The following is an 18,916-nucleotide window of genomic DNA, read 5'->3' as shown; positions in this document are numbered from 1 at the left end:
ACATCTTGATAGACAATGTTTTAAGAGATATTTACGGTGTTGGCACGTTGTTCAAAATAGCCTGTGTATAAGCACGAGCAAGCCAAGTGCGTTGTAGTTCATAGATTGGTCTGAAAAACACACGATGTGCGACAACTTCATGAAATACACTCGCAATATCTTCGGGTGTTAAGTGAGCGCGCCCATTGAGCCATGCCGATACTTTTGCGGCACGTACCAGCATACTGCTACCGCGTGGCCCAATGCCTGCAATCATAAGTTCATCCATCTCTACATCAGGCAAATGAATGCCGTAATCTTGTGGACGATGCGTCGCTCGCCTTAAGTGTTCTACAAAATCTTGAACAGAGCTGCCAGCAACTACCGCGTTTTGAATGATAGGTGCAAGTGCGGAGAGTTCGGAAAAGTTAAGGCTATTCTCGGTGACTGATTCTATCAGTTGATCAGTATCGTGAAAGCGACTGTCAAAAGTGAGTGCCTTATGGATATCAGTATCATTTTCTGGTGCGATTTCAATCTCCATCAAGAACCGGTCACGTGCGGCACCTGGTAGCTCGAAGGTTTCCTCTTTTTCAACGGCATTTCTATCTGCAAATACTTGTAAATGCGGAAATTGATATTCGCGGTTAAATGCGCTTACCGAACGCTCAGCCATGACGCGTAGCAATAGTGAGTGTACTTGCGGTCGGGCACGATTAATCTCATTAAAAAAGAAAACAGATAAATTTTCACCTTGCATTAACAATGGACCAGGATCTACTTTCGGTTTACCCTCGCTACTAATGTAAGTGTGGTATATCAAATCTTGTGGCATTAAATCAATCGTACCTTCAACGCGTTGATAGCCACCACCAATGCCCCTAGCTGCAGCTCTTAGTAGTGTGGTTTTTCCTACACCAACATTACCTTCTAACAAAACATGACCACGGGAGAAAATGGAAATAATCAGTAAACGTACAGCTGGTTTTAAACCCAGAACTACATGGTTTAATGCTTGTTCTAAAGCAAGCGCGTGATTACGCCATTGTTGCAAGGCTACTTCTGACATAGCGCTCCTTAAATTATTTTATTGATAACTGGCAATATTGAAATTGCCAAAGTAGAGTTAAGCGCTATTAGAATCTTCTACTTAGGTAATTGGATAGGGAAGTTTTCCCGACTTTGTTAAATAGTTGAAACTTTATCGATAAAGCGTCTATGCTGTATCTAGCGAGATGCAATATGTGCATGAAGCATGAAGGGATAAAATCCCAAGTTTAAAGTGGCATAACTCCCTAGGAGCATTGATGTTGTTATTGCTAAACTGGTCAACAGTTAATCTCCAAATTAGCTAGATAAGTACCTCTCTTAACCATGCAGCTAACCCTGCATGGTTTTTTTTTGCCTAGGTCGGGAGTTTCTCCTGTATCTGTTTTTGAAAAACTCATTAAAATGCATTGGTTACTTAATCGTCATTCTTCATGAACCTTAAATTCCGACTCAATTTAATTATTACAGCATTGCTTTTAATAGTGATGTTGATTGGTGCTTTGTTGATGATTCGTAATGCACGAGATGATGTGCGTGCTGAGGTGGAGTCAACTGCATTGCTAGCATTACATTTGTTAGATGCGGAGATTCTGCACTACACCTCAGATTATGTGTGGTTAAACGGCGTTAATCCTAACAGGGCATCAATATTTAGATTGCAGAGTCTAGAGAATGTGCGTCATTTGCGCATTGACTTTTTTGATGCCAGAGGGAACCTTAGAGATAGTAATCGCCCTGTAGCTAAAGTAGATGAGTGGCCTGCCCCCCCATGGTTTTTGAACGCAATGGATGCCGTTTCTGAGACGATGCCTCCCATTAAAAGACAAATATTTGCGAATGGAAGAATATTAGGTGAGTTAGTTGTTACGCCTGACCCATCTTATGAGATTGCAGAAATCTGGAGTGACATACTAGGAATACTGGTATTGGTGTCCATCTTTTTTGTCGTGGTAAACGCAATGATTTATTGGGCAGTTGGGCGAGCGCTTCGCCCAGTTAATCGTGTCCTAGTTGCTTTGTCAGAATTAGAACAAGGTAACTTAGATTCACGCTTACCAAGTTTTACATTACCTGAATTGACAGGTATCAGTAGTAAATTTAACGCAATGGCAGAGACGTTACAAAATAGCATTAAAAGTAACCATCAATTAACCCAACAAATGATTAGCTTGCAAGAGGATGAAAGAAAAAGCCTCGCTCGAGATTTGCATGATGAAGTTGGGCAGCATTTAACCGCTATTCATATTGATGCCTCTACAATTTTACATGCCAAGACGATTGCTGACGCACGTGAGAGTGCTAAAGCCATTGATGTGGTAGCAAGGCAAATGATGAATATCGTCCACGGTATGTTGCAACGCTTAAGGCCTGGTAGCTTAGACGAGCTTGGGCTTAAGGCCGCCTTGCAAGATTTAATTGATACGTGGCTACAAAGAAACAGCAGTGTCATTGCGGATGTGTCACTCTTAGGTGATTTTGTGGGTGTGGATGAAACAGTAGCAATTGCTATATATCGTATTGTGCAAGAGTGTTTAACGAATATTGCGCGACATTCAGATGCTAATAAAGTAATTGTTACTCTCCACCGAAAGTCTGATGAACTGATATTGAGTGTTGAAGATAATGGTAAGGGGTTCGATCCTAGATTAGTTTCATCTGGATTTGGGGTTGCTGGTATGCGAGAGCGCGTGCAAGGGTTGGGTGGTCATTTTGAACTGAACAGCCGTGTTGGTTTTGGCGTGCAAATTCAAGCAAGCCTGCCATTTAAAAAGAAAGTGATTCAATGAGTATTGGTATTCGTATTGTGCTAGTTGACGATCATGCCGTGGTGCGTTCTGGCTTGAGACGTTTGTTAGAGCAAAACACAGGGATGCAAGTCATTGCAGAGGCAGATAGTGGGGAGCAAGCATATCAGTTGTATGGTGAGCATTTGCCGGATGTTTTAGTGATGGACATGTCGATGCCAGGGATGGGAGGGCTAGAGTCGTTAAGAAGAATTCTGACGCGTTACCCATCAGCACGAATTGTTATTTTTTCGATGCATGAGAACGCTGCATTTGCATCACAGGCATTATCTGCTGGTGCGCGTTGTTATGTTGCAAAGTCTGGCGCAGCTGATGATTTGGTCCGTGCAGTTAAAGAGGCTTTTGCTGGTAGAGGTTACCTAAGTCCGTCAGTTGCACAAAATATCGTATTACAAACAATGTCTGGTGGCGAAAATCCTACACAGCGCTTATCTGCTAGAGAGTTTGAGGTTTTTCGGATGCTAGCAGAAGGTAGCAATGTTGAAGATATCGCGTTAACGCTCAAAATTAGCCAAAAAACAGTGGCAAACTATCAAACCTTATTAAAGCAAAAGCTCGGAATATCCAGTCCAGTAGAGTTGGTCAGATTGGCAATGCGTCATGGCGTGATAGAGAGTTAAGCTAAGATATTTTTAGATTGATCCCTTGAGTTACCACCACCATCACAAGTTTTACCGATTAAGTTTCGGCAGTTACCCTAATTTTGTATAAGGACGTTACATGAATCAATCTTTTTCGTTGCGGAAATTACCTCTGATATTGCTCTTTTTATTCTCTAGTCATCTTACCTTCGCTGGGTTTGATGAAGGTAAGGCTGCGATGCTAAGCCATGATTACACTAAAGCGATGCAAGAGTTTTTGCCATTAGCTAAAAATGGTGATGTTAAGTCGCAACACATTGTAGGCATGATGTATGACGAAGGTCAGGGAGTGAAGCAAAGTTATGTAGATGCAGCGCTTTGGTATGAAAAAGCTGCGTTGCAAGGTGACTTAGACTCTCAGTATAACTTGGGTGTGATGTACGCACAGGGACAAGGAGTTGCAAGAAGTGATGAGAAGTCTGCTTCATGGTTTAACAAAGCGGCTGAAAAAGGACATGTACTTTCCCAATTTGCCTTGGGTAGAATCTATACCATAGGTCGGGGCGTAAAGCAGGATGATAAGGTAGCAGCAAAGTGGTATCGCAAGGCGGCTGAACAAAATCACTTTAAAGCCCAGTTGGTTTATGGACAGATATGCGCTGAAGGACGGGGTGTACCTAAAAGTGAAAAAGAAGCGGCTAAATGGACCCAAAAATCCGCAGAGCAGGGCCACATGAAAGCGCAATATGCCCTTGCACAAATGTATAGAGATGGCCGTGGCGTCATAAAGAATAATGCACTTTCATATGCCTTGTTTGATGTTGCAGGGCGTGATGGACATGGCGCGGCAGTTCAAGAGCGTGATGCGTTACTTAAGGTCGCGACGCCAGAGCAAATTGCACAAGGTAAGTTGCTTGCTTCTCAATGGGTTAAAGCTAGCCCCATCATAATATCAGATGCTAACCCATTGAAATTAAAATAATTAATATCTTTATAGTCTCCATATTAAGGCCATCTAACGATGGCTTTTTTTATTTTAATATCCCGATCCACGCAGGATTTTATCCCGACCATACGCAGGAACTCTTCTCATGTAGTGCAATGCAACTTTGCCTATAGTGCTAACACGTAATCAACATGTAACTAGATGTAACACGTTGGGTATGCAGTAGTTCCTAATAACCGAATCAATGGGGGATGTATGAAACAACCAAACTTTACATTACGCTCAGGTTTACTAGCTTTAGGTGCTTTGGCATTTATAGGGATGGTAGGTCAGGCGTCTGCGAATGAGGAAATCATCAAACGCAGTAAAGATCACAATATGTGGGCTGCACCAGGCCAAAACTTGGCTTTGCATCGTCATAGCCAGTTAAAAGATATCAATACTAAAAACGTAAAAGACCTACAAATGATCTGGTCACAATCTTCAGGCACATTACGTGGTCATGAAGGTCAGCCAGTCGTTGTTGAGCATAATGGTAAAACCATGATGTATATGGTTTCAGGTTGGCCAAATATTGTGCAAGCGCTAGACTTATCTGATCCTGATCATCCAAAACAAATTTGGAACTACACCAAAAAAACTGACCGTGATGAATCAGCTGTGCCACGTGCATGTTGCGATACGATCAACCGTGGTTTGAACTACGCTGATGGTAAAGTGGTGTTCCATACCTTGGATGGCTTCTTGATTGCACTCGATGCTGCCACAGGTAAAGAAATTTGGGTCACTAAGCATGCTTTTCCAGAAAAAGGTGAAACACACTCAGGCCCTGCAATGGTGGCTGAAGGTTTGGTGATTGCTGGTTTTGGCGGCGATGAGTTTGCTGCGCGCGGTCGTACTGTTGCCTATGATCTAAAAACAGGTAAAGAAGTGTGGAAATGTCACAGCACAGGTTCAGATAAAGACCTCTGTATGACACCGGAAACTAACAAAGCGAACCCACATTATGGTTTATATGGCCAAAACACTGGTTTAACTTACCCAGGTGATGAGTGGAAAATTGGTGGCGGTGCACCTTGGGCATGGTTTAGCTATGACCCAAAATTACGCATTATGTATGCAGGTACAGGCAATCCAGGTCACTGGTCTCCAGCTTATCGTTGCGGTGAAACAGGTGCAAATTTAACGCATGAAAAATGTAACACACCTGATCCAAAAACGAATGTAGGTAAATACGACAATAAATGGTCTATGACCATTATGGCGCGTAAGGTAGACACTGGTGAAATGGTGTGGGCATACCAAAAAACACCATTTGACCAATGGGATTATGACGGTGTAAACGAAAACATCTTGGTAGACAACTTGGTTGTTGATGGTAAAAAACATGATGCTTTAGTGAACTTCGACCGTAATGGTTTTGCGTATGTGTTAGATCGTAAAGACGGTACATTGTTACGTGCGCATAAATTTGTGACTGTAAACTGGGCTGAAAAAGTTGACTTGAAATCAGGTCGTCCCGTTAAAGTGAAAGAGCATTCACCATTTGATCGTGATGTAAATACACAAGCTTGTCCATCTGCAATGGGTGGTAAAGATCAACAACCAGCAGCAGTTGATCCAAAAGAACCAAACTTGTTCTATGTACCAACAAATAACTGGTGTATGGAAGATGAACCACAAGAACGTACGCATACACAACAAGGTACTGTTTATGTATTTGCTAACGTGTATATGTACCCAGAAAAACCAGGTGTGACTGGTAAGTTGAAAAAATTCGACGTCGTGACTGGTAAAACAATCTGGGAAGTATCAGATCCATATCCAAACTGGAGTGGTGTGTTAGTGACTGATGGTGGCTTAGCATTCTACGGTTCATTAGGCGGTGATTTCCGTGCTGTTGATCGTAAAACAGGCAAAGTGTTATGGCAACGTAAATTGGCATCAGGCATTATCGGCAACCCAATCACTTACAAAGTAAAAGGCAAACAATATGTGTCTGTATGGACAGGTATCGGTGGCTGGATTGGTTTACCTGTCACTGCTGGCCTAGATATGGATGATAAGTACGGTGCAATTGGTGCAACAGCAATGGCTAAAGCAACTGGTCTTGATAAGATTCCTCAAGGCGGCACATTGTTCACTTTCCGTGTTGATTAATGGTTAGTTAAACAGAAGTTTATCTAAATAAATCAGTAGGTGGTGCTTAAGCATTGCCTGCTGATTTTTTCATTGATCAAATGTTTCTTAGGTTTGTTTGTAATGAATATAACGATACGTTCATTACAAACCAGCTTGCGCAAACAAGTCTATTTATCACCAATATCATCGTCAAAATTTTAGCAATATCTTCCAATACCATTTTATTTTAGAGGTTATCAAGCAATGTTAAAGCATTTAGCGCCTAAAAAAGTCATCCCAATCCTTACGTTGTTAACGCTTGGAATGGCATCAAGCTCTACAGTATTTGCTAACAATGATAGTATTTTAAGAGTATGTGCAGACCCAGGTAACATGCCCATGTCAAACGATAAGGGAGAAGGTTTTTCTAACAAAATTGCCAAAGTGATTGCAGAGGGTATGGGTAAAAGTGTGACTTACTTTTATCGACCTTACTTAAATAGAGGGTTAACTCGCCAAACTTTTGATAATAACGAGTGTGATGTTCTGATGGATATGACGCCAGACGATGAGCGCATGCTAACCACTAAACCGCTTTATAAAAGTACCTTTGTGTTGGCTTACAGAAGTGACAAAGGCATCGATATTAAAGATCTATCAGACCCTAAGTTGTTAAATGATTACAAAGTGGGCGTATTTCAACACTCTGCAATTCGTACCGTGCTACAAGAGAATGGTATGAATCGTGCAAACACGATAGTACGCACCATTGCGCATGATGCTGATTTAAGACCAGAAAGGCAGCCGCATATGGATGTGCAGTTAATGCTCGATGGTCAATTTGATGTTGCTGCTATATGGGGGCCGATGGCTGGTTGGTACAGAACCATTAAAAAAGAGCCAGTCACAATTTTACCGCTCAATCGTCTAGAAGATAAAACACCTATGGAGTTTCCACTAGCGATTGGTATGCGTAAAAACGCTAAAGATTTAAAAGTGCAAATTGAATCAGTGATGCTCAAAGAGAAAGATAAAATCAAACAGATATTTGATGAATACGGTGTGCCGTTAGTCGAATGTAATGAATGTGTCATTTCAGGTGATATTCCATCACATGGCCCATATCAGGCTTTGGTAAGAAAAACTTATGTGCCTAAAAGTTCTGACATTTCAACATTACCAGCATTGATAGATGAAGCGTTAAAGCAGGGTTCTACCTTAGATAAAGAGCTACATAACGCCACAATTGCACGTGATGCAACAAGGGTTGAGTATTTGTTAAAGCGTGGTGCAAAAGTAAATGCTAGAGATGATGAAGGTAAGACACCTCTAATAGTCGCAGTAGCAAGTGGAGATATTAGTTTAATCAGTGGTTTACTTGCTTATGGCGCAGATCCAAACGCGCAAGATCATGATGGTTGGACCGCAGCCATGCATGCGGTGCGTTCAAACGAGCCAAAAATATTTCGCTTAATGGGGCAATATAAAGCTAACTACAACTTAGTGAATAGTGATGACATGACCGCATTAGCCATGGCTGTGATGAATAACAAAGCCAATGCAGCAGTCGCTATGTTAGACAACGGCGCAAAACCAGACTTTGCAATGGGCGCGGCTAAGTACAATGCATTGATGCTGGCTGTTAAAAAAGGCAATCAGCAAATGGCACAAACCTTATTGCAATATAAAGCTAACCCAAATGCTAAAAATACAGGTGGATTAACACCACTGATGATTGCAGCATTTTCTAATCACGACATGATTGTGTCATTGCTATTAAAGGCAGGCGCTAATCCTAAGTTTAAAGATGACCATGGAAAAACAGCACTCATGCTTGCTAAAGAAAGCGATGCTGCTAAAGCCATCATACAGTTAGAAAAATCAATTTAAAACGGTAGTGATTAAGTGTAAGGATTAAATCCCAATGCTTATTAGGATTTAGTCCGTGAATGAAAGTTAGCTATTCATCGTTAAATGGCATGTTAGTCGCAATAACATTTTGAAGTAGATTATTTTTTGAAAGGTAGTATATGAAGTTGCATCATTTATTGTTGATTCTGTCCCTCAGTTTTGGCCTGTTATCTGCTACTGCCAAAGCCGCAGATGAGCCAGTAGCGGCCGAACAGGCGATTGGTGCTGATGGCTTTGCGATTCCTCAGCAGAAGAAAAAGTTAGGTGATGCACCGCCACCACCTGCTGATGCGATGTCCCCACTAGAGCGCGTGAAGATCACGCCGATTGGCGAGTTGAAAAATCCTTACAAAGATAATGCTGATATGGTGAAATGGGGTCAAAAGCGCTACATGGGCAACAGCTGTAATGGTTGCCACGGCGGCACGGGTGGCGGTGGTATGTGCCCACCAATCTCCAACGAAACTTGGGTATATGGTAGTGATGATGATACTTTGTTCCGCCTCATTGCATTAGGTAGTGATGAGTATATGAAACAAACAGGTAAAACACGCAAAGGCCGTGAAAACGTTGTTGGCCCAATGCCCGCTTTCGGCGGCATTATCAAAACAGATGATGAAGTGTGGAGAATCGTGACATTCTTGCGCTCTATCTATCGCGGTGACCCATCAAGAGCTGATTGGTAATTGAATTCATGCCAATCTTTAGGGTGTTAATCAAAAGCTTGCCAGTGATCACCGGCGGTCTTTTTTTATGTGTCATGAATACGGCAGATGCTGAACCTCGTGCTTATATTACTAATCAGGGCGAAAATTCAGTGTCTGTCATCTCACTGATGACTAATCAGGTAATTTCAACAATCGTGACAGCTAAAGCCCCAGTTGGGGTGGCGATTGATGATATTGAACACAAGCTTTATGTGTCAAATGTTGAAAGTCGATCTATTTCAGTCATTAACATGAAAACCAATGCAGTGATGAGCGAAATAAAACTTAAGATAGCCCCTGTTGGTATTACCTTAAGTAAAAGTGGCAGACAACTTTTTGTTGCAGATTGGTTTCATGATCAGGTACTTGTATTTGACACAACCACGCTTAATCAAACAGGCGCTGTTGCAATAGGCAAAGCGCCATCAGGCATGGTCGTCAGCCACGAGGGTGCAACCTTATATGTTGCAAACCGTGATAGTGATGATGTCGGTGTGATTGATATCCGTAGTCAAAAGCTTGTGAATAAAATTTCAGTGGGTAAACATCCATTTGGCGTTGCACTCGGCGGTGATGGAAAAACGCTTTATGTCGTCAATGTTGAGAGTAACTCAGTCAGCATGATTGATACAAGAAAAGACATAGTCGTTGCAACCATATCAGTAGGTGAGCACCCCTATTGCGTGACGACTAATGCAGATGGCACCCGAGCTTATGTCACTAATACTGGTGCCGACACCGTTTCCGTGATTGATACAGTGGCAAAAAAAGTCATCGCGACCATCTCTGTTGATGGTTTTCCAGAAGGCGTTGCTTTTGATGCAAAGAGTAGCCGTGTGTATGTTGCAAGTTGGATGGATAACGCAGTCTCTGTCATTGACGCAAAAACAAACAAAAAAATAAGCTCAATTCCCACAGGCTCACAAAGTCGCGCTTTTGGTCAGTTTATTGGCAACATTACCAATTAATCATATTTTAAAATCAAGGAGCATTCCATGAAGTTAAGTCATTCTATGAAATCTAGCCATTGCTTGCTAGCTGCGCTATTAACAATATTTTCTGTTAGTGCGTCTGCCGATGTAGCCACTGCACAAAAAATAGCAGATAAATACGCAGCAGCAGCCAAAGCGATAGACCCAACCTACGCAGGCCCATCTGCGGAAGAGGGTAAAGTATTTTTCAACCGTGAGGTGATTCAGTTCAAGGGTGATGTCAACGCGCCAGGTAAGGCAATTGCATGCGCGTCATGCCATACAGCAAATCCAGCCGATGCTGGCAAGCACATTGTGACAGGTAAATTGATTAAACCACTATCACCACATATCAATAAAAAGCGTTTCCAATCAACGCGTGATGTAGAAAAAAATTTTACTAAACATTGTAATGAAGTCGTAGGCAGTGATTGCTCACCACAAGAGAAAGCTAACTATATTGCCTACTTGTTAACTGAAAAAGCACCGAGCAAAAAGTAATACAACATTAATTTTTTACAATAGATGGCAGACATCTCTGCTTTTATATTGATATTTGATTTTAAAGGAAAAATATGAAATATTTATTAGCGTTATTAGCAATCTGCACGATTCCGTTAACGGCTACAGCTGCCAACGCGCCAAGCCAGCAAAAAGTGATTCGTGAAGTAGTGATCAAAGCAAGTCCAGAAAAAGTTTGGACCCTAGTAAAAGATTTTGGTGCTATTCATCAATGGCACCCAGCCGTGGCAGAAACAAAGCTAGAAACACGTAAAGATGACGCTGGTGCGGAAGCACAGCATCGTTTGCTTACCCTAAATGGTGGCGGTACATTACTTGAAAAACTAATTGGTGTGACTGATAGCACGATGAAAATTGAATACCGAATTGTAGAAGGTGTGCTGCCTGTCAGTGGTTATCGTGCAATTATGCAAGTCAAAGCAGGCCCTAATGCTGATGAAGCCACAGTCACATGGACCGGTCGTTTTTATAACAAAGCCAATAAAGTGGATGCGCCAGCAGGTGAAGATAACGCTACCGCTGTGAAAGCTATCGAGGGCGTTTATGACACGGGCCTACATAATCTAAAAAAAGTACTTGAGGCTCAGTAGTCGCTAACTGAGCGTTGTAGATTGTTAAGGATATATCAATGAAAAAGTTTTTGTTGTTATTTGTGGGTTTGAGTTTAATACCAATGAGTGCTTTCGCACATGGACCAAGCCCGCAAAAAGTAGTAAAAGAAATCGTCATTAAATCAGAGCCTGCAAAGGTTTGGAGCCTAGTGAAAGACTTTGCTGCGATTGGAAAATGGCATCCTGATGTTGTCAGTGTGAAAATAGATACTAGACCAGATGCAGAAACAGGAGCAGAGCTATTGCACCGTGAGGTAATACTAAAAAACGGAAATGGTTTCCTAGAAAAACTGCGTGAGGTGAATGATGCCAGCATGAAAGTTGATTACAAAATGTTGGAATCCAAAGAAAGCACAATCCCTGTGAGTAATTATCGTACTGTGATGCAAGTGAAAGCAGGTACAACGCCACAAGAATCAATACTTACCATTACAGCACGCTTTTATAACAAAGCGAACAGTATGGAGGCACCACCAGGGTTAGATAATCCTACTGCAAATAAAGCAATTAACGAACTTTATGACGCAGCCATGGTAGGTTTGAAAAAATCCCTAGAAAATTAGGTGAAGAACATCAATTTTTTAAGAGACTATTTACCAACGTGATGGTTACGCGTATCAAAGCATTGATTTTAAAAGTTCTGCTATGTAGCCTTGTGCTGCTATCTGGTACTGTCAATGCTGAGCTATCAGCGCAAAATTGGCCGATGATTAAAGAACGTTTTTTTAATCATCGGCCAATTAACCCAACCAATTTAATACAAGTGATTGCACCATTAGGCGCTGAAAATGCAGCACAGGTGCCAGTGATGCTTAAAGTTAGCAATCAGCAGCAAGACCCTATCAAAAGCATTTATTTACTGGTTGATGCTAACCCAGTGCCAATAGTTGCTCACTATCAATTTCCACTCAGTTTTAATACATTAGCGCTTAGTACCAGAATCCGTATGCAGAATGATTCGCACATTCGTGCCATTGCAGAAACCGAGAGCGGTGCACTTTTGATGGCAAGTACAATAGTGAATGCTGGTGGTGGTTGTGCTGGCACTGTTGCTGAAGATGAAGCCATTGTCAGGGAAAATGCAGGCAAAATTAAATTTCAACTAAACCCGCCTTATAAACCACAAAAAACAGCCTCTGCCACCTTACAAATCAAGCATCCGATGTACACAGGCTTGCAAATCGATGCTAAAACCAAGCAATTAAAGCCAGCATTTTATATACAGCACGCTAACATCATGTTTGAAGAGTCTAGCGTCATGCAGGTGGATTTTAACGTGGGTACAGCTGAGAACCCGCATTTAACATTTAATTTTGATTTACCAGCAACACATCATCAAACCAATGTGAATCAAGTGCACATTCAGTTATTAGATAATGAGCGTAAATCTTTTAGTTATACGATTAACTTAAAGCCATGAACGGGAATAACTCCCGATACTATTCGGGAGTTTAGGAATAGGGCATATGTCCAGTGCAAACTAAAATCGTAATTACTGTAATACGTGTGTTCACGCGATTACAAGCCCAATTTATTAAAGGTAAATTATGATTAAGTTAATCTCAGCACCAAGTCTTTTGCTCGTTACATTAAGCAGCATTGCCCAAATGGCAATTGCTTCTCCCTTAGCCTACGTACCAAACGAGAAGGACGGCAATGTATCTGTGATAGACACTCAGTCAGATAAAGTGTTGTACAACTTACCCGCAAAAGGGAAGTTAGGTAATAAAATTCAGGCGGTTGCCATGGATCCAGCAGGACAAAAACTATATGTCGTCGTGCGTGATGATAATGCTGTCGCTATGATAGATTTAATCTCTAAGAAAGAGCAGTTTCGTATTCAAGTTGGTGATGAACCTGAAGGTATTAGCGTATCGCCAGATGGCAAAACATTAGCTGCATGCCTAGAGGAAGAAAACGCAGTTTCTTTTGTAGATTTAACCACGTTTAAATTAACGCACACGGCAAAAACACAAGGTAAAAACCCAGAGCACTGTGTCTATTCACCAGACGGTAAATGGCTGTTAGCAAGCAATGAAGAAAGCGGTGATGTGGATGTGATTGATACCGCTAAACATGCATCAATCGCACTGATTAAATCTACCAAGCACCCTCGTGGTATCGGCTTCTCACCAGATAGTAAACTAGCATACATTGCTAACGAGGCTGCCAATATCTTAGAGGTTGTGAATGTGGCTGACTGGAAAGTGATTAAAAAAATACCAGTAGGTTTGCGTTCAAATGGCGTAAAAGTTAGCGCTGATGGAAGCCGTGTTTATGTGAGTAACGGTGGCGATGGTAATGTGAGTGTCATTGATGCAAAAACACAAAAAGTGATTGCAACAATTCCTGTAGGTAAGCGTCCGTGGAATATGGCAATCACACCTGACGGTAAAAAGCTTTATGTCGCCAATGGCCGTAGTAACAGTGTTTCTGTGATTGATACCGATCAAAACAAACTGATTAAAGACATTCCTGTTGGGCAATTACCTTGGGGGGTAGTGATTCATTAACCATCGACTTTCTATTAGATAGCTTTATTCTCACTAAACTGATCTAGGTTTTAATGTAGTTAATCAATCAGTCAATTTGTAATGATTGTTCTTGAATATTGCCAACCACTATATTGATGATCATAAAAAAAGCCCGAGGCGTAAAACACCTCGGGCTAACTCGCAATCAACATATCAAACTTCAACCTGAATTGGTATTACCTAAACTCGTATTACTTGAAATTGTCATTGCTAAAGCAACGAGACAAGAAACACTTTAGCCCTATGGTTGGGCGGGAGGGCAACTGAACATGCTGATATCTTTACAATACTTTGCATGGCCTAGGTCCAGCACCCTCCCATAACGCATAGTTGCGCTAAATTAATATAGCAAAAGCTATGCCAAAGCAAAATCTATGATTAACCCATTGATTATTATTTAATTTTTATCTGTATGGTTTGATTGAAAGTGGATTTGGTTGCTTTTAAAGAACCACTTGGTTGTTTACAGCCAATTTTTAAGATGGCGCTCAGATAATCCTTGAATAGCTTCAATAATGGCGTCTGAGAACATTCACAGCTACTTATGCTCCTGACTTTGTCAAACAATTAACGAAATAACATGTTGTTTGGGTGTCGAACATATATAGACAAGACTCTCACCATCATCATTTGATTAGGCTGATTATTTCTTTGGTAATGCCTAGTATTGGCTTAGCCGCAATGGGGGAGCAGATAGTGCTGCAGAAATGCACACTATCATTAGGTTTATGTAGGCAAGGGACTTTGTTTGATAAGTTCTATATTTGTATTATGAATATGCTAACTTTGAGTGCTGGCTAGGCTTGATTAAGATGTAAAAAAGCCCTCATCACCGAGGGCTTTTGCATTGCATTAACAGGTAAGCGCGTTAATTACTCTTTCCCGATTTGATATAGCTCTTTGCTACTTTCAACAATTTTACCGCTGGTAGCATCGACTTCAACCTTCATTTCACCATCTTTAGTTTTGATGTCGAATTCATATGAAGCTGCACCATCTGGCTCAATTTCAAATTCTGTTTCAACGACTTCACCAGGAAATGCAGCAAGGGCTGTTTTCTTAGCATCTGCTTCTGAAACTTTCACTTTAGCCTTAAATGCTGCAGCATCTGCATTAGCCACTTCTTCTTCAATTTCAGTGATTTTGCCAGTTTTGCTGTTGCACTCAACATCCCAAGCTTTACCGTCTGCTGTTTCAATATCAAACTCATAAACAGGTACTTTGTCTTCAAGTTTGTATTCTACTTTAACGACATTGCCAGGTTTTGCAGCAAGCGCAGCGCTTAAGCACTTTTCAACACCAGCTTTTGATTTAGGGAAAACGGTCTCTGCCGCTTGAGCGTTAGTTGCAGCAAATGCGCCAACAATAATAGATAACATTGCGAGTTTTTTCATTTTACTTCCTTTCTAAGATGACCACTGATTTTGGCAACCAGTTTAGCCACCTGCCTAGGCACAGGCGGGCGCATTATAGCATTCTTCAAAACGATTATAAATTTATGAGTAAAGAACTTAGCGTTGTTTTGGTTTAAATCAGCCTTATTTCTGGTTGATTACAGCCAATTTTATATGAATGAACTGAAATAATTAATGCTGATAATCTTTATCTTATTGTTTTTAAATGGTTATTCATTATATTTATATCTGTGGCATAAATAGTGCTGGCAAATAAGCAAATCAATTTTTGGTTGATGCTTAATAAAAGAAATATATAAAAATGTGCTGTCTAGATTTGCTTCAATTTAACTGAGCGTTGTACAGCACAACTTTAATCTTTTAATGATGGGTGATGGTCAAATTGTGTTTGCGTAACACTAACTGGTTAGCATGGTTTGACTTAATCACCCTATCTTTTTTGCATTAGCTTTTATCAATTTGATAGTAAAGCATGTGGGTAGTATTTCTATATTACTTGCAACTTAAATCACTCGATATTCTTTCGGATTTTTATGATAAATAAGTATTTTCAGTCTTATAGGCTTCCTGATCTTAGTTTGTTATTGATTGCGCTCATGTGCGTAGTGCCGTTTTTAATCCCACATCATCGATTCCCACTCACTACTTTCTATGGTGAATGGTCGGCTGCCGTATTGGGTTTGTTAGCTTCAATGTTGTTGTTACGCCCAATCACTTGGCAATCATTTAGGTTGCCTGTAGTGGCTTTAGTGCCGTTGGGTTTAATCGCTATATTTGCAATACAGGTGCCCTTGGGTTTGGTGAACTATTGGCAACAGAATTTTTTACTAGGTTTGTACTTACTTTGGGCTGTGCTGTTGATTTCGCTTGGCGCGGAGCTTAAGCGTGAGTTTGGTATGCCAAAAGTTGTCTCTGTAATGGCTTGGGCGGTTATTATCGGCGGTTTGCTTAATATACTGATAGTCGTTTTACAGATTTCTGGCGTTGAGTTAGCTAATGTAATTGTTCCACATAACCAGGCTAGAAATGGCGCTAATCTTAGCCAAGTAAATCACCTAGCAAATTATCTTGCATTGGCGCTTGGCTCGCTTATTTATTTATATGTCACAGCAAAAATTAAACCAAAGTTTGCGCTGACATTCGCAATATTATTATTATTCCCAATTGCGATGACTGGCCAGCGTATGGGGTGGCTTTATATCCTTATCCTTTCTATTGGCGGTTGGTGGGCCGTTAGAAAGTTTAGTAAAAATTCAGAATATCTGCGTCCGTGGGTATTGCTTTTACTGGTGCCGGCTTTTGTTGTTGTGCAATTAATTATCCCCATGTTGCCTATTTCAGGGCTGCCTGCCATGCCTACCGAAAAAGTAGTGGTTGGTATGCAAGGCTCCTCTATTCGTTTGGAATTAATTACTGAGGCTTGGCAAGTATTCTTGCAGCAGCCATGGTTGGGTATCGGCTTCTCGCAATTTGGCTGGCAAGACTTTCTCTTAGCAGAGTCTTTTGACCAACATATGGGTTGGTATCACCATACCCATAACATCGTGATGAATTTAATGGTTGAGGCAGGTGTGGTTGGTGCTTTATTAATACTGGCTGGATTCATCTATTTTTTGGTGAATGCATGGCGTAATTCACTCACGCCAGAGCGATTTTTGGTATATGCGTTGCTTGCAGTATTAGCCATTCATAGCTCGTTAGAGTATCCACTTTGGTATGCTTATTTTCTTGGTATTGCTGCAATTGCCTTAGGCTTGGGAGATGAAAAGTTTATTGAGTGGAAGATGGAGCTTGGGCCAATTGCCATGGGTGCGCTCATTTTGTTTGGTGCAATTAGTTTGGTGAATATTGGCATGCATTATTACAAACTAGAAGATTGGTTTACCCGTGGTCAGGCTAAGCAGGTGAAGCCTGCCGAGGTAGATCGTATGCTGGATGAAATGCTGGTGATTCGCAACAAATCGCTGTTGGCGCCGCATATCGATTTTGTCGTGCTAAGAATACTCCCTAATGTGAGCGAAATACTGCCACACAAGCTTGCCATAAGTTCGCAAGTGGTTAAGTTTATTCCAGGCGATAAAGAAGTTTACCAGCATGCCACTTTGCTAGCCATGAGCGGGCAATTACCTGCAGCGCAGCAGCAGCTGAAGCTTGCGTTAATCAGATATCCTCAATATGCCAATCAATATGCCGTGCAATTATTAAGGCAGGGTGATGCACGTACCATGCCTTTAATTGCTTCGGTCCTGCAAAACGCTGGCAAACTAAAAAGACAGGCGCTAGCCGACAAGAAATCCAGCTAACAACCCTCAACTAATAATAAATTCTTATTAAGTAATTAAATCTATTAGCTTAGTGGTGGTGTAGAAAATAATTGGGTGTAAATAAGTAAGGTGGTGGTTGTTAACAACCACCACTATTCATAATAACCACCAATTATCCTAATAATCGTTGTGATGTTTTCTGGATATATTTCAGGAATTACTCATAATTTACATATAGTTACAATTTTTTTCAATTTGTTGGCATATTCGTTGCTTATATAGACCCGCACACAAGGGGTATGCGCTGGGAGCCAGGCCAGCCGTGTGTCGGGACTGCCTGTTCCTCCCGCCCTTAATCATTGGTTGCTGTATATATAAAGCAGCTATTGATTGAGTCAGGTTTTGTTTAGTTGAAAAAAGCGTTAGTTAAAAAGCTAGGTTTAAGTGATCACTTGAATACAGCATGGGGAGTAACGTGAAGTTTTTAATTAAATTAAGTAAATAAAATTTTTTAAAATTAAATTTCAAAACCAAGGAGTTTTAAATGTTTATGATGAAATCAAAACAACAAGGTTTCACCTTGCTTGAGTTGCTGGTGGTGATTACTTTACTGGCAGTGTTAGCTGTTGGCGCTTTAGTGGCTTATGAAGATGTGGGTGACAATGCGGAAGCTGCAGCGGCTGCGAATGCAAACGTGACATTAGATAGCGCGATTCGTACTTACCGTGCAGTTGAGAAGGTTTATCCAAACCAATGGGACGTGCTTGCTACAACAACTGGTTCTGCAATCTCAACATTGCCAAGCGCAGCTTCTGGTATCTTTGGTGCATTGTCTTTAGCTGATGCTACAGTTTATGCTGGTGTAAGTAATGCCTTGTTAGCAGCAGGTATTGATGAGCTTCAATATATGACAGCTGTTTTGCAACCAGGTATTAATCCAAACCGTGCGCACAACGAGAGTGTGAACCCAGATGCAACAGAGCGTGATGTTGATACGCAAGCGGATGTTCCATTTATCTCTATCGTTCCATCTGGTGGTGCTGGTGGTGCATGCCAAGTTGGTGCTACAGGCGTTTCTTTGGCTAGCGCATTCAGTCGTACTTTAACTGCGTCTGATGCAAACACCATTCAAAATAAATTTAACGATTCTATGGAAGCGGATGAATGCCACCTAGTGGTTGCGTTAGGTTTCGGTAGTGATGCTGCTGCAAGCACAACAAGTTCAAAAGTGGCTATTTCACAAGCGCCTACATACACTAGAGTTAATAGTGTAAATCCAGCAACAGACTACGCACGCTACATTGGTTTATTCCAAGTGGCTGGCTCAAATGATGCTGGTACTGCAACTGAAGGGTTCTTAGATAAAGCTCGTTTAGTAGCTGTAATTACACCAGATGGCAGAGTGATTGATGATGCTATCGCTGCTGCGCAATAAGATTTTAGAACTATCTTAATGTAATAAAGCATGGCAGGGTTCTAAGAACCCTGCCTTTTTGTGT

Annotated in this window: 16 protein-coding genes; 14 read left to right on the top strand and 2 right to left on the bottom strand. The window is 41.2% G+C overall.

Going from position 1 to position 18,916, the window contains the following annotated elements:
* Positions 1 to 31: 31 nt before the first annotated feature.
* On the bottom strand, positions 32 to 1,048 hold the full coding sequence (locus A391_RS0110160; protein ID WP_019899163.1) for an AAA family ATPase: 1,017 nt from the start codon (positions 1,046 to 1,048) through the stop codon (positions 32 to 34).
* Between the two features lie 412 nt (positions 1,049 to 1,460).
* On the opposite strand from A391_RS0110160, the gene A391_RS0110155 reads away from it, so the two are divergent.
* The 12 genes from A391_RS0110155 to A391_RS0110100 all read left to right on the top strand — a co-directional run bounded on the left by A391_RS0110155 (position 1,461) and on the right by A391_RS0110100 (position 13,717).
* On the top strand, positions 1,461 to 2,816 hold the full coding sequence (locus A391_RS0110155) for a sensor histidine kinase (protein ID WP_019899162.1): 1,356 nt from the start codon (positions 1,461 to 1,463) through the stop codon (positions 2,814 to 2,816).
* Complete coding sequence (locus A391_RS0110150; protein ID WP_019899161.1) at positions 2,813 to 3,454, top strand: response regulator; 642 nt, start codon at positions 2,813 to 2,815, stop codon at positions 3,452 to 3,454. The genes A391_RS0110155 and A391_RS0110150 overlap by 4 nt, the downstream gene beginning before the upstream one ends.
* 100 nt (positions 3,455 to 3,554) lie before the next feature.
* A complete protein-coding gene (locus tag A391_RS13955; protein WP_019899160.1) occupies positions 3,555 to 4,397 on the top strand; it encodes a tetratricopeptide repeat protein in 843 nt (280 codons plus the stop codon).
* A gap of 219 nt (positions 4,398 to 4,616) precedes the next feature.
* On the top strand, positions 4,617 to 6,521 hold the full coding sequence (locus A391_RS0110140; RefSeq protein WP_019899159.1) for a PQQ-dependent dehydrogenase, methanol/ethanol family: 1,905 nt from the start codon (positions 4,617 to 4,619) through the stop codon (positions 6,519 to 6,521).
* 225 nt (positions 6,522 to 6,746) lie between these two features.
* Complete coding sequence (locus A391_RS0110135) at positions 6,747 to 8,372, top strand: quinoprotein dehydrogenase-associated putative ABC transporter substrate-binding protein (RefSeq protein ID WP_019899158.1); 1,626 nt, start codon at positions 6,747 to 6,749, stop codon at positions 8,370 to 8,372.
* A 140-nt stretch (positions 8,373 to 8,512) separates the two neighbouring features.
* Positions 8,513 to 9,079, top strand: a complete 567-nt coding sequence (locus A391_RS0110130; RefSeq protein ID WP_019899157.1) for a c-type cytochrome — start codon at positions 8,513 to 8,515, stop codon at positions 9,077 to 9,079.
* Between the two features lie 8 nt (positions 9,080 to 9,087).
* Positions 9,088 to 10,068: a beta-propeller fold lactonase family protein gene (locus A391_RS0110125; protein WP_232416173.1), complete on the top strand. Its 981-nt coding sequence runs from the start codon at positions 9,088 to 9,090 to the stop codon at positions 10,066 to 10,068.
* Positions 10,069 to 10,095: 27 nt separating this feature from the next.
* Positions 10,096 to 10,572: a DUF1924 domain-containing protein gene (locus A391_RS0110120; protein ID WP_019899153.1), complete on the top strand. Its 477-nt coding sequence runs from the start codon at positions 10,096 to 10,098 to the stop codon at positions 10,570 to 10,572.
* Positions 10,573 to 10,646: 74 nt separating this feature from the next.
* The gene (locus tag A391_RS0110115) at positions 10,647 to 11,183 is read left to right on the top strand and encodes an SRPBCC family protein (RefSeq protein WP_019899151.1); all 537 of its coding nucleotides are present in this window, start codon (positions 10,647 to 10,649) and stop codon (positions 11,181 to 11,183) included.
* Positions 11,184 to 11,221: 38 nt separating this feature from the next.
* On the top strand, positions 11,222 to 11,767 hold the full coding sequence (locus A391_RS0110110) for an SRPBCC family protein (RefSeq protein ID WP_019899150.1): 546 nt from the start codon (positions 11,222 to 11,224) through the stop codon (positions 11,765 to 11,767).
* A gap of 41 nt (positions 11,768 to 11,808) precedes the next feature.
* Positions 11,809 to 12,624 carry a quinoprotein dehydrogenase-associated SoxYZ-like carrier gene (locus tag A391_RS0110105; protein WP_019899149.1) on the top strand — a complete coding sequence of 272 codons (816 nt, stop codon included), beginning with the start codon at positions 11,809 to 11,811 and terminating at the stop codon, positions 12,622 to 12,624.
* A gap of 127 nt (positions 12,625 to 12,751) precedes the next feature.
* Positions 12,752 to 13,717, top strand: coding sequence for a beta-propeller fold lactonase family protein (locus tag A391_RS0110100; RefSeq protein ID WP_019899148.1), 966 nt, complete (start codon positions 12,752 to 12,754; stop codon positions 13,715 to 13,717).
* An 893-nt stretch (positions 13,718 to 14,610) separates the two neighbouring features.
* On the opposite strand, the gene A391_RS0110095 is transcribed toward A391_RS0110100, so the two are convergent.
* On the bottom strand, positions 14,611 to 15,132 hold the full coding sequence (locus A391_RS0110095; protein WP_019899147.1) for a PepSY domain-containing protein: 522 nt from the start codon (positions 15,130 to 15,132) through the stop codon (positions 14,611 to 14,613).
* A 554-nt stretch (positions 15,133 to 15,686) separates the two neighbouring features.
* On the opposite strand from A391_RS0110095, the gene A391_RS0110090 reads away from it, so the two are divergent.
* Both A391_RS0110090 and A391_RS13950 read left to right on the top strand, forming a co-directional pair.
* Positions 15,687 to 17,456: a PglL family O-oligosaccharyltransferase gene (locus tag A391_RS0110090; protein ID WP_081621931.1), complete on the top strand. Its 1,770-nt coding sequence runs from the start codon at positions 15,687 to 15,689 to the stop codon at positions 17,454 to 17,456.
* 511 nt (positions 17,457 to 17,967) lie between these two features.
* Positions 17,968 to 18,852 carry a type II secretion system protein gene (locus A391_RS13950; RefSeq protein ID WP_157261350.1) on the top strand — a complete coding sequence of 295 codons (885 nt, stop codon included), beginning with the start codon at positions 17,968 to 17,970 and terminating at the stop codon, positions 18,850 to 18,852.
* Positions 18,853 to 18,916 lie beyond the last annotated feature (64 nt).

This window comes from Methylotenera mobilis 13, from assembly GCF_000384255.1.
In the GTDB taxonomy this organism is placed as follows: domain Bacteria; phylum Pseudomonadota; class Gammaproteobacteria; order Burkholderiales; family Methylophilaceae; genus Methylotenera; species Methylotenera mobilis_B.
Note: the sequence above shows the minus strand (reverse complement) of the source record. Positions and strands in the feature narration are given on the sequence as shown.

Coding starts and splice junctions, on each gene's coding strand:
- A391_RS0110110 (WP_019899150.1), top strand. CDS start 11,222: ATGAAAAAGTTTTTGTTGTTATTTGTGGGTTTGAGTTTAATACCAATG.
- A391_RS0110105 (WP_019899149.1), top strand. CDS start 11,809: ATGGTTACGCGTATCAAAGCATTGATTTTAAAAGTTCTGCTATGTAGC.
- A391_RS0110160 (WP_019899163.1), bottom strand. CDS start 1,048: ATGTCAGAAGTAGCCTTGCAACAATGGCGTAATCACGCGCTTGCTTTA.
- A391_RS0110095 (WP_019899147.1), bottom strand. CDS start 15,132: ATGAAAAAACTCGCAATGTTATCTATTATTGTTGGCGCATTTGCTGCA.
- A391_RS0110135 (WP_019899158.1), top strand. CDS start 6,747: ATGTTAAAGCATTTAGCGCCTAAAAAAGTCATCCCAATCCTTACGTTG.
- A391_RS13955 (WP_019899160.1), top strand. CDS start 3,555: ATGAATCAATCTTTTTCGTTGCGGAAATTACCTCTGATATTGCTCTTT.
- A391_RS0110100 (WP_019899148.1), top strand. CDS start 12,752: ATGATTAAGTTAATCTCAGCACCAAGTCTTTTGCTCGTTACATTAAGC.
- A391_RS0110125 (WP_232416173.1), top strand. CDS start 9,088: ATGCCAATCTTTAGGGTGTTAATCAAAAGCTTGCCAGTGATCACCGGC.
- A391_RS0110120 (WP_019899153.1), top strand. CDS start 10,096: ATGAAGTTAAGTCATTCTATGAAATCTAGCCATTGCTTGCTAGCTGCG.
- A391_RS0110090 (WP_081621931.1), top strand. CDS start 15,687: ATGATAAATAAGTATTTTCAGTCTTATAGGCTTCCTGATCTTAGTTTG.
- A391_RS13950 (WP_157261350.1), top strand. CDS start 17,968: ATGATGAAATCAAAACAACAAGGTTTCACCTTGCTTGAGTTGCTGGTG.
- A391_RS0110155 (WP_019899162.1), top strand. CDS start 1,461: ATGAACCTTAAATTCCGACTCAATTTAATTATTACAGCATTGCTTTTA.
- A391_RS0110140 (WP_019899159.1), top strand. CDS start 4,617: ATGAAACAACCAAACTTTACATTACGCTCAGGTTTACTAGCTTTAGGT.
- A391_RS0110150 (WP_019899161.1), top strand. CDS start 2,813: ATGAGTATTGGTATTCGTATTGTGCTAGTTGACGATCATGCCGTGGTG.
- A391_RS0110115 (WP_019899151.1), top strand. CDS start 10,647: ATGAAATATTTATTAGCGTTATTAGCAATCTGCACGATTCCGTTAACG.
- A391_RS0110130 (WP_019899157.1), top strand. CDS start 8,513: ATGAAGTTGCATCATTTATTGTTGATTCTGTCCCTCAGTTTTGGCCTG.